Below are 12,584 nucleotides of genomic sequence, written 5' to 3'. Positions count from 1 at the left end.
TAAAGCTTATTTAGTATATCTTACTTTTATTCTATTGTCAAGACTTTTTTCTTTTCCCTTTTTATTTCTTTTTATACATAAATATAGTATAATCTGTTTTGTATAATTGTTATTTTACTTATTTTTCACAACTTAAAGGAGATGCAAAAAATGAATAAAAAATACCTCATATGTGCAGCCACAATTATGACTGCAGCAGCCCTAATAGCAGGCTGTGGTTCTTCAACCACTTCCGAAAACACAACTAAAAATACATTTACAATTGGTTTAGAACCTACTTTTCCGCCTTTTGAATTTTCAGATAACGATACCTTCAAAGGGTTTGATGTAGACTTATCTCAAGCTATTGCCGATAAATTAGGTGAAAAATTAGAAGTGAAAAGCATGGGCTTTGATGCCTTAATTCCTGCTTTAAAAAGTGGTCAAATTGATATGATTGCCTCTGGCATGGATGCTACACCGGAACGCAGTAAACAAGTTGATTTTACCAAACCTTATTTTCATGACGGCTATGTTGTCGTTGTCCGGAAAGATAATAACTCCATTTCCGGCTTTGATGGGCTTGCCGGAAAAACAGTTGGCTCACAAGTCGGTACTCAAGGTGTAGATTTAGCCCAAGCAGCAGGAGCAACCGTAAAACAATATGATGCCAATAGTCAAGGATGGATGGAATTAAATAATAAAACGTGCGATGCCGTGATTATTAATAAATCCGTTGCTTTATATTACTTACAACAAGGGGCTAGTAAAGATCTAAAAATAGCAGGAGATGCAAAATTAGCTCCAGACCCCGTAGCACTTGCATTAAAGAAGGGTAATAAAGAGCAGTTAGAAAAAGTAAATAAAGCTTTGGACGAATTAAAAGCAGATGGTACTTATGCAAAACTATATAAGAAATGGTTCGGCACGGAGCCCCCTAAAGAATAATGTATGGTTCCTATGTGTTTGATTTTGATTATACGTTAGCAAATTCAGAAAAAGGTATTGTCATGTGTTTTGAAATGCTCTTTGCGGCCGAAGGTTATCCACCTATCCCCCGTGACATTATTTGCCAAACCATAGGCATGCCTATGTTCGATGCCATGCAACAATTAACGCAAGAAAAAGATCCACAAAAAGTACAAGCGTTAATATATAGATATAAAGTAAATTATTCTGATAAATATATGACAAAATACACGTATTTATACGCTGATACAAAATCAACCCTCCAAGGGTTGAAAGATAAAGGTGCAAATTGTTATATTCTCTCTTCCAAAACACGTTCCCGTATTTATGAGACGCTAACGAAAGAGCACATGACATCCCTTATTGACGGCGTAATCGGCAGCGAAGATGTACAGCATCTAAAGCCTAGTCCCGAAGGAATGTCTGCTTTATGCAGTATATACGGCTGTCAAAAAAAGGATATGTTATATATCGGCGATAATGTCATTGATGCCCAAACAGCAAATACGTATGGTTGTGATTTTGCCGCAGTAACCACAGGTACTACTCCGGCTACAGCCTTTTATCAATTTCCCCACATTAAAATCATGAACCATCTACATGAATTATTGTCCATAAAAAAAGGTAAGGTATAATTATACCTTACCTTTTTTCTTTTATCTCAATCGTCTTGTAATGGCCGTAATAATTGTTCTAAGTCTTTCTTAGAAATCAACATATTGTAATGATTTCGTTTGTTATGTACTTCTTCTCTTTCTACCGCAGTATGAGGATGGTTGCTATCCGCTTCATCGGATATAACTTGTGCTATATTTTTTTCTGGCACTAAAATAAATCGTACCGGTAAATTAGCTGCACCTGGTGGCATGAACAAAATTTGGACATCCTTCCCTGCAGAAAACGTATCCATGTATTGAATGGCATACATATCTTTATGTCCGATATGTAATCCTTTTTCTGGCAAAGAAATATCCTTTGTCATTTCATTCCGTTGCCCTTTATTGTAAATAAGTTTTGCCACTCCTGCATATGCCCCACCTTGAGGATTAAAATATAGATGAATATCCCCCTTCCCCTTTGTTTTTACATGTATCGTATAGGCCACGCCATAATTTCCTCGATTATCCGCAAGGCGACTATCCATGCTGTCCCAACCTTGTAAAAATCTATCATTTTTGTTATCTACCAATTTGATATGGCAAATTCCCATTTGCGTAGAATACGGTGTCGTCCCTTGTAAATATCGTTCTTTTCCTTGGAATGTGCCTCGTAATTTTGCCCTATCACTAGGTAAATATTGTTGCTTTTTCACAAACGTTATCGCATCTTCTGTAATCGGCATCATCATTGCAGATATAAACAGCGGTTTAGCGGTGTATAAGTCAACTATCCCTGAAAATAACTCTTGAGGATGTACAACAACCTGGTCCAATCGTTCATCTAAAATCGCATAATCTTGTGGCATAATAAGTACTGTTTTCGTATATTGCTGTGTACGATAATACAACGTAGATAATTCTTTCCCCACCTTATAATAAGATCTACTAGGTTTCGCATATTGGCTATTGCGTACTTGTACCAATATAATCTTTGGTGATGGATTATATGCCATAACGACAATTTTTCGATCATAAAAATTATCGTTTACATGATAAAAATAAAAGCGAATATCACCTTGCACTTTATCTGCATATAAAATACCATCTTGTACTACATATTCAGGCGAATCAGAAAACAATAACGTCCCCGTATCTATCGGTGCCATTAATTCTAAAGCTTTACTATTTACTCGAGCAATATTGTACATCACCTGTGGCGTTGTCGGTGATAGTGCGTATAAATAACTATACGTACTTACCCATAGTATTATTCCTACGATAATGTTACCTAATCGTACATATTTCATATATCATTACCTTCTATCGCTTGTGCTAATTTTTCTATTTTTTTTAATCGATGAGATAATCCCGATTTAGTAATTTCCGAATGTGCTGCCAACTCACTAAGTGGTGCCTCAGGATATAATAAGCGCAACGTTGCCGCCTCTTTTAGCTTTTCTGACAACCGTATATATGCCCCATTTTTCTTCAATACTTCTATACAATGCCTTTGCCGTATAGCCGCATCCACTGTTTTCTGTAAATTAGCCGTTTCGCAATTTACAATTCGATTCACATTATTTCTCATATCTTTCATCACACGTACACTTTCAAATTGCAAATAAGCTTGTGCTGCACCTATCTGCTGTAAAAACTCGGCTACACTATTACCTTCTTTTATATATATCACATGCATACCCTTGCGTTCAGTCATACTAGCCATCAACCGTAGGCCCCGCATAATTTTTAAAATCACCTTGGCAACAGATGCATAAAGGGTGATTATTTCTAAATGATAATCGCGTTGTGGCGGATTAACAGAACCACTTCCCATAAAAGCTCCCCGCAAAAAAATGCGTTGTATTTGCTTTGGCTGTGCCAATATAGTGCTAAAATCGGGTTCATCATGCAGCAAATGTAGTTGTTTTAATGCCGTTGTACCACTTATCACGGGTGGGATATGCAGTACATAATAATTCCGCTTATGCAAACGTACTCCTTGCCGAACACTGACTTCTGGACGCAAGGAAAAACAATGATTCCACATTTGCAATACTTTTCGTGCTACGGCACTATGAATCGTGCTAAATTCAAATCCCCGCCGGTCATGCTCTGTATAAAAGACCGTTCCACCGCAACTTAATATAGCGGCTAACTCCACTTGTCTATCTATATCATTTTCCACGGCACAATGAGCAACTTCATGTTTTACTTCTTCTGAAAAAGACATGATTAGCCCCCCTAACGGTGTTTAATATTATATCGTTTTAAATAATACTGCAATAATTCAGGCGACAAGTCCGTACGCATTGCGTTAATTAAATCCATTAGAACATTCGCTAATTTTTTAGCATCATGCGTAACACCTCTTTCCGGATTGACCAAATCCGTGGAAATCAAAATAGTATCTTCCGATTGGATGTCTTTTTTATCAATATGTACAGGACGTGCACCTTTTTTAGCATAACGTTGTAACACGTCTGTATGAATATGTCCATTATTTGCTACAACAAAATCAATAACACGGCATCCTACTTGTTTATGAATAGCACGAACGTGATCGGCTACGGTATAATTGTCCGTTTCGCCTGATTGAGTCATAACATTACATATATATATTTTTTTTGCTTTACTTTCGCAAAGTGCTTGAGCAATACGCGGAATACATAAATTAGGAATAATACTTGTATACAAACTTCCCGGACCTAATACAATCGCATCTGCATCATATATTGCATCGATAGCAGACTGTATGGCTTGTGGGCATATCGGTGTTGTAAATACTCGTTTTATTTTGCCCCGTGCTAGAGGAATATGCGATTCACCATCAACAACAGTCCCATCCATCATTTCCGCATGCAATAATATTTTATCGGCCGAAGAAGGAATAACTTTCCCTCGTACCTTTAATATTTTACTCGTTGCTTCCATTGCTTCTTCTACATCACCTAATACTTCTATTAAGGCGGCAATAAATAGATTTCCAAAGCTATGTCCTGTTAAATTTCCGGAACCACCAAACCGATGGGCAAATAATTTTTCCATCAGCCCTTCTTTTTCGGCTAAAGCAACTAAGCAATTTCGTAAATCACCAGGAGCTATAATATCTAAATCTTGTCGAATTCTCCCTGTCGAGCCGCCATCATCCGCAACCGCGACAATCGCCGTTACATTATATGTCTTGGTCTTTAACCCACGCAACATAATAGATAACCCTGTACCGCCACCAATAACCACTACTTTGGGGCCCTTTGTACGCTTTAAATTCGATAAAATTAAATCACTTATATTCTCATATTCACTCGGCATTACTACACCAACCATCGTACGAATAAGCTTTCGTGTAGCAAAACTCATGATTCCAACACCAATAAGTGCAATAATAATACCCACTGTCGCTAAAACAGTATAGTTATAATGTCCCGTCATTTCATATAAAATGCGAAATAGCCATTCTTCGATTTGTGCTAACCACTGATAATTAAACATTAGCACTAAGCCAAAACTCGTGCCCATCATACCTAGGCCAAACAAAAAAAGCCATCGCTTAATATGCAATCCTGGATGCAACCACTTAAAAAATCGCATATCATCCCTCCCTATACGCCTTCATATCCGGGTGCATCTTCTTCCACTTCATTTTTTTGTAAATCACGATGTTCAATGGAAACCAATACCCCGTTATCGTGTAAATGTTTATACAGTGCTTCTGCCATGCATACACTACGATGCATTCCACCCGTGCAACCTACGGCAATGATTAATTGACTCTTTCCTTCACGTTCATAATGAGGCAATAAAAAATCAACCATATCAAACCATTTTTCTTTATACGCTTTAGTTACGGCAAACTGTTCTACATATTGGCGTACGACAGGTACTCGCCCTGATTTATTTCGATATTCTTCGATATAATAGGGATTTGGCAAAAATCGAACATCTTCTACTAAATCTGCATCAATGGGCATGCCATATTTAAAACCAAAGGAAACGATCATAACGTCAATCCCCTTTTTAGGTTCATGAATCATATATTTTTTCATGATTAATTCCTTTAATTCTTTTGGCTTTAAGTGGGATGTATTAATAATATCATTCGCTTGGCATCTTAAATTAGCAAGGCGTTTTCGTTCTTGTGCAATCCCTTGAATCAGTCTACCATGAGGGGCTAATGGATGTACACGACGCGTTTCTTTATATCTCCGCACCAACGTCTGATCAGATGCTTCGATAAATAAAATTTCATAAGAAATATGCTGTTCTTTTAATTCTTTTAAAGATTGACTCATTGCATCAAAAAATTCTCCGCCTCGAATATCCGCAATAAGCACAACATGACGAACCCGTTCTCCTCCTTTAATACAAAGTTCAGCGAATTTAGGTATGAGCACTGGTGGAATATTATCAATACAAAAATATCCCATATCTTCCAACACTTGCACCGCATGGGTTTTCCCCGCACCAGACATGCCTGTCACAATAATCAGTCGAAAATTATCCATTCTTATCTCCCTTATCTAATATATAATCTTCAATAAACTGTGCAATACCATCGTCATCATTCGTACCGGTCACATAATCAGCTTCTTCTTTCACACATGCTACCGCATTTCCCATGGCAACTGATACGCCTACCATTTTAAACATATCTAAATCATTAGGTGAATCCCCAAAAGCCACCATATTTTCCGGCTTAATACCCACGATTTCACTTAATCGGCATATACCGTTTCCCTTATTAATTGTTTTAGGTATAATTTCTAAAAACGTCGGTGCCGAATATACGAGCGTAAAAGTCTGTGGAAATAACGCTTCTATCATCTTTCTCCGTGCTTCTAGTATAGTATGTTCTCCCCTACATACCATTTTAGTGGGTTCAGCTTGTATTTGATAAAACGCCTTCCCCTCAACAATGGCTTTACATTTCGTAATTTTTTCATACGATTGTACCCACGCACATCGTTCTGCAACATGTAATGTATCTTGTATATACGTTTGAATTTGCCATTGCTTTTCTTTTGCTACTTGCAATAATGCTTGGGCCACTGATTTATCAATGGTTTGTTCAAATAATTTTTTCTCTGTTTCTATCGTTTTAATTAATCCCCCATTATACAATACAATCGGTATATCTCCTAATTGCAATTGCCTTCCATACGGAACAGCTGTTGCATACATTCTACCCGTAACCAACGTGACAAAATATCCGCTCTTAACCAGTTGTCGCAATGCCTGCATTGTTCTTATACCTATCGTACCATCTGTATGTAATAAAGTGCCATCTAAATCGAGGGCTATTCCCTTTATTATGTTTGCTTCTTTCATAAGTATCCCTATTTTCCTTCTTCATTGTGTTTATATGGGGTAACATATTGCAACTCATGATCCAGTTTTTTTTGCAACGAATCAATCAACCGTTGTACGGATTCGGAAACACGCTCACGCCGTTGAATAGCTACCGCAACAAATTGCACTAATTCAAATCGAGTTAACCGATAGGAATCGTTAAATTTAAAAGCCATTTCTGGTGCAATCCCACTTTTGCTCACCTGTTGACTTACTTTATATTCCCAAGAATTATGTTCCACTACATCAAATTGATTCGGTGCATATGGATTATACGCATATACATTTCCTATCAATAATCCCACCATCCATATCAACAACATACGACTTTTCATACCATCCCCCCCATATAAAGATACTCTCTTCGGTGATACCCATTACAATATACCTGAAGAGAGCGTCTGTCTTATTATAAATTATTAAACTTCATCTGTTTTTGCATCGTCATTTTCTTGTACATCATTCGTCGTGGCACCATCAACATTATCATGTCCGGACTGGTCCAATGTCATATCATCTAATAAACGAATTTGACTAGTCAAAATAGCACGACATTTTTCTCTAAATTCCCGAGTCTTAGCCATGATATAATCTAATTCTTGTTTCGATTTTTGTAAATTATTTTGTGCTTCTTGTACGATGAGTTCAGCTTCTTTCTGAGCCGTAACCTTAACATTATCCGCTGTTTGTTGGGCTAACATTAACGTGTTATTCATCGTTGTTTCCATTCTTTCATATTGATTTAACTTATCTTGTAATTTTTCACATTTTTCTTGTAATTCACAATAATCACGATACACTTTTTCATAATCTGCTGCTAAATCGGACATAAATGAATCTACATCTTCTTCGCTGTATCCACGAAATCCTCGTTTAAATTCTTTATTATGAATATCCATTGGTGTTAACATATAAAAACCTCCTATCGAATGGCTCGCACAATATGTATCTACATATATCGTTTTAATAATACACCTGTCCGTCCTTTACGAGATATTCCCGTTATGTCAGCCACTTCCATCCGACCTTTGCCCCGCAATGAAATAACATCTCCAACCTGTACTTCGCGGGAAACACTTTGTACGGGTAACCAATTTACTTGTACACGTTCACCTTTAATCGCTTCTGCTGCTTTTGTACGAGAAATACCAAAACCAGAAGCCGTAATCGCATCTAATCGCAGCGAAGCAACCGTTGTTTTAATCTCTTTTACTTTTTCCTGTTTAGGCACAATATCCTTTAGTGAATATGGTTCTACCGTTACGGTAACCATCGCAATTTTATGTAATTCCGCACATACACATTGTGCTGTAACGGTATCCAATAAAACAATTGCATCGCTTTCTTGCATAAGAATATCGCCAAAACGAGATCGCTCTATCCCCATAGACATCAACGAACCTAATACATCACGATGACTTAGTAATCTATATCGGCTATCCCACCCTATATGACAAGCTTGAATATCGTATTGAACAGCTCCCTCATAAGTCCGGTCTACAAAGGCTAAGCGCACTCGTTCCGCTCCTTCATAGCCCCCAAAAACACGCAATTGTAGCATTTTTTCATGTGCACAAATGGTTTCGCCTATTTGTATTGCCCCAGGCGATACAAATTCACTAATTGCATAAGGTCTACCGCGTAATACACTATCTGCTAAATCAATAAACCGTGCTGCTAATTCACCTTGATCTGTACCTTGATAATATCGAATAATACGATCTCTATTTTTCACACTAACACCTCAATTGTTCTATTGCGGATCTTGAACATCCGGGGCAGACCAATTTAATTTACTCACCTTAAAATCAGGTTTACTATTATCAATTTCTATGTTTTCTGGTACACACACTAATATGTTTTTTCCTACCGAACGAATTCGTCCATCCACAGCATAGGTTGCCCCGCTAACATAGTCGTTTACCCGTTCTTTAATTTTTTGCTCTGTTGCCTCAAAATTAATAATAACGGGAGTACGTGCACGCAAATGATCTACGATAACTTTTGAATCTTCAAATACTTCAGGTTCTACTACCACCATTTTTAACGGTTCTTCTCGCCGTGATACATAGCCGCTACGCCCAATACCCGTAGCCCCTAAGCTAACATTTCTTGTTTGCGATGGTTTTTGCACTTCCTTATCGTCTGCCTCTGTTTCATACCCATATCCATCTGTTTCAAACTCTTCTTCTTCACCGCCTCCTAAAAAATTGACAGTACGAGTTAATAACCCTTTTAATCCCATGGTGTACTCCTCCTTAATAATTTCTTGACCCAAAAATTGCCGTACCTATACGAACCATATTTGCGCCTTCTTCTATTGCAATTTCAAAATCATGTGTCATCCCCATAGACAGATATTGAATTTGTCCCTCCATAAATGTGTGTTTCATATTCTCATATAAAGCATGTGCTATGCGAAAAATAGGACGTACGTCTTCTACATTTTCCATATCGGGTGCTATACACATAAGTCCTCGCACACAAACATTCGGTAGTGTTGATGCCAGTTTGCAAATTTCCGGAAAGTCTTCAACCGTCATACCAAACTTACTTTCTTCTCGTGCTATATTTACTTGCAATAATATATCTTGCACTTTTTGTATCTGTGCTGCCGCATGTTGAACCGCTTGCAACACATGTACTGAATCAATTGAATGAATTAAATCAAAATGAGATACCGCCATTTTAGCCTTGTTTGTCTGCAAATGACCAATAAGATGCCACGTTGCTCCATTGTCAGGAAATTCTTCTTGCTTACGCAAGGCTTCTTGCACTTTATTTTCTCCTACATGAATAATGCCATTATTTATCGCATCTCGCATAGAAGAAACAGGATGATTTTTAGTTACAGCGATTAAAATGACTGGATCTGTCCTCCCTACTCGAGATAAAGCAGCTTGTATTCTCGACTGCACTATTTCTATTTGATCCTTAATCAAGAAAATCCCTCCGAACTATTTATGTATTACTAAGTAAAATACTACATCTTTTATTATATCTATTACTGCTAATAAATGCTAGTTATTTTTAGAAAAAAGCACGTCAAACCTCTTTAAAGAAGAAAAATGACTATTATCGCTGAACATGTTTTCTATTGTAACATAGCAAAGGCAACCATTCTCCCTGTTGTACCACCATCACGACGATAAGAAAAGAATCGTCTTTCTTGCGAAAATACGCATTGCTTTGTAACCGTAATATGTGCAGGGTCTATACCTTTTTCCACCAATTGCAAATAATTAACTTGCCATAAGTCAACGGTTCTTCGCTCTGCCTCATCTTTCACACAAGTATGATAAGCCTCCCCTAAGTCTTTAAATATCAACGCCGTTGTACGACTAACTTCAAAATGTGCCGCCGATATGGAAGGGCCAATAAACGCAAAAATATTTTGGGGATTAGAGCCATAAACAACGGACATGGCAAATACTGTCTTTGTTACGATATTTGCCGCCGAACCTCGCCATCCCGCATGAATAACTGCACAAGCGTGTCTTTTATAGTCATATAAAATAACGGGTACACAATCAGCTACGCAAATAAATAACGGCATATTTTTATGATCGGTCATTAACGCATCTGTATGATCTAATGCAGAATCATAACTTCCTGCTCCGCTTCCACATTCCGCGGGCCCTACCGCGACAATATGATCCATGTGGGTCTGTTTGGCAAACGTCATATCGGTTACTTTACAACCTATGGTGTGACATAGCCTTCTTCTATTTTCTAATACATCTTTAGGATTATCACCTACATGTAGTGCTAAATTTAACGATTCATAAGGGTAATGACTAACGCCACCCATTTTTCCGGTAACGCCATGGATAAAGCCACGCTGTTGCATGGCTGTTGCCATTTCCCATGCAATTCCATTTGCATGACAGCACCATTGCGTATCCATTAGATTATTCATATCTTTTTTACTCCATGTTCAACATATCTACGCTTATTCTATCTTTACTTGACTACTTGTTACTATGATAACTTCTATTATTTTACTATATAACACCATTGTCAACAACTACTTGGCATATCCTATATGTTACATTTCCATATACTTATAAAAAAAACAAGGTCACCTAATTGTGCCTTGTTTTTATGGCGGAGTGGGAGAGATTCGAACTCTCGCGACCCTCACGAGCCCTAACGATTTAGCAAACCGTCCTCTTCAGCCTCTTGAGTACCACTCCTCGTATTGACTATGTTAGTTTACTATAAATATATTTTTTTGTCAATAACTTTATTTGAAAATTAAAATGCTATCTCTGTATACTTAGGGCTTACCCTCTTTTGCTTGAAGAATCGTTTCGACAGCCAACGGCTTATTCTCCATCATATGAGTATAGCCTGGCCGTATATCTGCCTTCAATATCACTTCTGTTCGCAACCCTTTATTGGTCAAGTATTCAGTCGCTTCTTTAACAACGGCCATCACATCATCCCATTCGCCTTCTATTTCTGTAAACATAGCATGCGTACGATTGGGTAGTCCTGATTTTCTAATAATACGTACAATTTCTGCAACATACGGAGCGTATTCATCTCCCGTTCCACAAGGGGCAATGCATAAAGCAATTAATGTATTCATCCTTATCTCTCCTTTTTTTATAATATCCGTTTCGTTTTTTATATATTGTATCATATATTTCTAGTAGTAATAAATAAAAAGCCAATTTCAAAATAGAAATTGGCTTTTTATTTATTATGTATTAGTGTATTTTAAATCGGTTTTAAGAAGTTCTTCGCCATTCGCAGAAAAAAGAATCGTTCCACTTACTTTTTCCCTTGCCAACACATGAGGCAGCCATATCCTATCGGCTTTCCACATGTATGTATATGGTATCGCATCTAACGCAAACCATTGCGGCAACATTTCTTCTGATTCTATAGGCGTGCCTTGAAAAGAAGTTGCAATATACACATATCCCTTATGATTCCAATCTCTATTATTTTGAAATTCAAAAAACAGTATTCCATATAATACTAGTTCTTCCGGGGTAACATGCAAGCCAACTTCTTCTTTTACTTCTCGTATAGCACATGCTAGATATGATTCTGAGCCTTCCAACTTGCCTCCAAAACCATTCCATTTGCCTACACCAAAGCCTCGCTTTTTTTTACCTAACAAAATATCACCAGTTATACTAATAGGAAACACTAAAGATGTATCTCTCATTTGCGTTGCCTAAAATATTCATACTCTTTAGCTAGTTCGATTAACATATCTGAAATTTTCCATGTAATATTGTATGAAGTTAACATAGCTTTTAATGGTACGCTCTTCAATGAACTGCCTCTAATCGCATCTAACAATGTATGCACATCTTTATTTTCAAAGCCGCAAAGAACAATAGCCTCTTTTGTCACCGGTTCTTCAATGATAATATCTTCATTGTCCATATTATCGGTAGTTTGATTTTCATTGTTTGCTGCAATTTGTTCTGTTATCGCCTTGATCTCTTGCTCAGTAAAGCCTACTACTTTTCCTAACGGTTCTTCTTTATCTAGTTCAGTAACTGCTTTAACTTGAGCTTTGACTAACAGTGATAATCGTTTTAATTGTTTCAACCGCTCTTCATTAAAATTAATGGCTAACACACTCTTTTTTACCATATCAATTCCTCCGAAAAAAAGCCGTTGCAGTTTCCCACAACGGCGTAATAACATCCCCTTACCTTCACTAAG

16 protein-coding genes and 1 tRNA gene are annotated in these 12,584 nt (G+C 37.3%); 2 read left to right on the top strand and 15 right to left on the bottom strand.

What is annotated here, in order from left to right; all coding sequences use genetic code 11:
* Positions 1-150 precede the first annotated feature (150 nt).
* Positions 151-927, top strand: coding sequence for a basic amino acid ABC transporter substrate-binding protein (locus tag HMPREF3182_RS02765; RefSeq protein WP_062485346.1), 777 nt, complete (start codon positions 151-153; stop codon positions 925-927).
* Positions 928-941: 14 nt separating this feature from the next.
* The gene (locus HMPREF3182_RS02760; protein WP_235808633.1) at positions 942-1,583 is read left to right on the top strand and encodes an HAD family hydrolase; all 642 of its coding nucleotides are present in this window, start codon (positions 942-944) and stop codon (positions 1,581-1,583) included.
* Positions 1,584-1,609: 26 nt separating this feature from the next.
* Here HMPREF3182_RS02760 and HMPREF3182_RS02755 read toward each other — a convergent pair whose 3' ends face one another.
* The 15 genes from HMPREF3182_RS02755 to HMPREF3182_RS02685 all read right to left on the bottom strand — a co-directional run bounded on the left by HMPREF3182_RS02755 (position 1,610) and on the right by HMPREF3182_RS02685 (position 12,566).
* Positions 1,610-2,854, bottom strand: a complete 1,245-nt coding sequence (locus HMPREF3182_RS02755) for a hypothetical protein (RefSeq protein WP_062485342.1) — start codon at positions 2,852-2,854, stop codon at positions 1,610-1,612.
* On the bottom strand, positions 2,851-3,777 hold the full coding sequence (whiA, locus tag HMPREF3182_RS02750) for a DNA-binding protein WhiA (RefSeq protein WP_062485341.1): 927 nt from the start codon (positions 3,775-3,777) through the stop codon (positions 2,851-2,853). The genes HMPREF3182_RS02755 and whiA overlap by 4 nt, the downstream gene beginning before the upstream one ends.
* A gap of 11 nt (positions 3,778-3,788) precedes the next feature.
* Positions 3,789-5,135, bottom strand: a complete 1,347-nt coding sequence (locus HMPREF3182_RS02745; protein ID WP_062485340.1) for a gluconeogenesis factor YvcK family protein — start codon at positions 5,133-5,135, stop codon at positions 3,789-3,791.
* A gap of 11 nt (positions 5,136-5,146) precedes the next feature.
* The gene (rapZ, locus tag HMPREF3182_RS02740; RefSeq protein ID WP_007392563.1) at positions 5,147-6,049 is read right to left on the bottom strand and encodes an RNase adapter RapZ; all 903 of its coding nucleotides are present in this window, start codon (positions 6,047-6,049) and stop codon (positions 5,147-5,149) included.
* The gene (locus HMPREF3182_RS02735; RefSeq protein ID WP_062485338.1) at positions 6,042-6,872 is read right to left on the bottom strand and encodes a Cof-type HAD-IIB family hydrolase; all 831 of its coding nucleotides are present in this window, start codon (positions 6,870-6,872) and stop codon (positions 6,042-6,044) included. Before HMPREF3182_RS02735 ends, rapZ begins: the two co-directional genes overlap by 8 nt.
* 8 nt (positions 6,873-6,880) lie before the next feature.
* The gene (locus tag HMPREF3182_RS02730) at positions 6,881-7,228 is read right to left on the bottom strand and encodes a hypothetical protein (RefSeq protein WP_007392570.1); all 348 of its coding nucleotides are present in this window, start codon (positions 7,226-7,228) and stop codon (positions 6,881-6,883) included.
* Between the two features lie 84 nt (positions 7,229-7,312).
* The gene (locus HMPREF3182_RS02725; protein ID WP_007392571.1) at positions 7,313-7,804 is read right to left on the bottom strand and encodes a DivIVA domain-containing protein; all 492 of its coding nucleotides are present in this window, start codon (positions 7,802-7,804) and stop codon (positions 7,313-7,315) included.
* Between the two features lie 38 nt (positions 7,805-7,842).
* Positions 7,843-8,628 carry a YlmH family RNA-binding protein gene (locus tag HMPREF3182_RS02720; protein ID WP_007392564.1) on the bottom strand — a complete coding sequence of 262 codons (786 nt, stop codon included), beginning with the start codon at positions 8,626-8,628 and terminating at the stop codon, positions 7,843-7,845.
* 18 nt (positions 8,629-8,646) lie between these two features.
* Positions 8,647-9,138 (bottom strand): cell division protein SepF, encoded by a 492-nt coding sequence (locus HMPREF3182_RS02715; protein WP_007392565.1) that lies wholly within the window; start codon positions 9,136-9,138, stop codon positions 8,647-8,649.
* A gap of 13 nt (positions 9,139-9,151) precedes the next feature.
* Complete coding sequence (locus HMPREF3182_RS02710) at positions 9,152-9,835, bottom strand: YggS family pyridoxal phosphate-dependent enzyme (protein WP_062485336.1); 684 nt, start codon at positions 9,833-9,835, stop codon at positions 9,152-9,154.
* A gap of 152 nt (positions 9,836-9,987) precedes the next feature.
* Positions 9,988-10,812: a peptidoglycan editing factor PgeF gene (gene pgeF, locus HMPREF3182_RS02705; protein WP_062485334.1), complete on the bottom strand. Its 825-nt coding sequence runs from the start codon at positions 10,810-10,812 to the stop codon at positions 9,988-9,990.
* A 186-nt stretch (positions 10,813-10,998) separates the two neighbouring features.
* A tRNA-Ser gene (locus tag HMPREF3182_RS02700) sits at positions 10,999-11,089 on the bottom strand.
* 83 nt (positions 11,090-11,172) lie between these two features.
* Positions 11,173-11,487: an MTH1187 family thiamine-binding protein gene (locus HMPREF3182_RS02695; RefSeq protein WP_062485332.1), complete on the bottom strand. Its 315-nt coding sequence runs from the start codon at positions 11,485-11,487 to the stop codon at positions 11,173-11,175.
* Positions 11,488-11,601: 114 nt separating this feature from the next.
* Positions 11,602-12,075 (bottom strand): 8-oxo-dGTP diphosphatase, encoded by a 474-nt coding sequence (locus tag HMPREF3182_RS02690; RefSeq protein WP_007392375.1) that lies wholly within the window; start codon positions 12,073-12,075, stop codon positions 11,602-11,604.
* Positions 12,072-12,566, bottom strand: a complete 495-nt coding sequence (locus tag HMPREF3182_RS02685; RefSeq protein ID WP_235808632.1) for a DUF3783 domain-containing protein — start codon at positions 12,564-12,566, stop codon at positions 12,072-12,074. Before HMPREF3182_RS02685 ends, HMPREF3182_RS02690 begins: the two co-directional genes overlap by 4 nt.
* Positions 12,567-12,584: the final 18 nt, after the last annotated feature.

This window comes from Megasphaera hutchinsoni, assembly GCF_001553405.1.
Classification (GTDB): Bacteria; Bacillota; Negativicutes; order Veillonellales; family Megasphaeraceae; genus Megasphaera; species Megasphaera hutchinsoni.
Note: the sequence above shows the minus strand (reverse complement) of the source record. Positions and strands in the feature narration are given on the sequence as shown.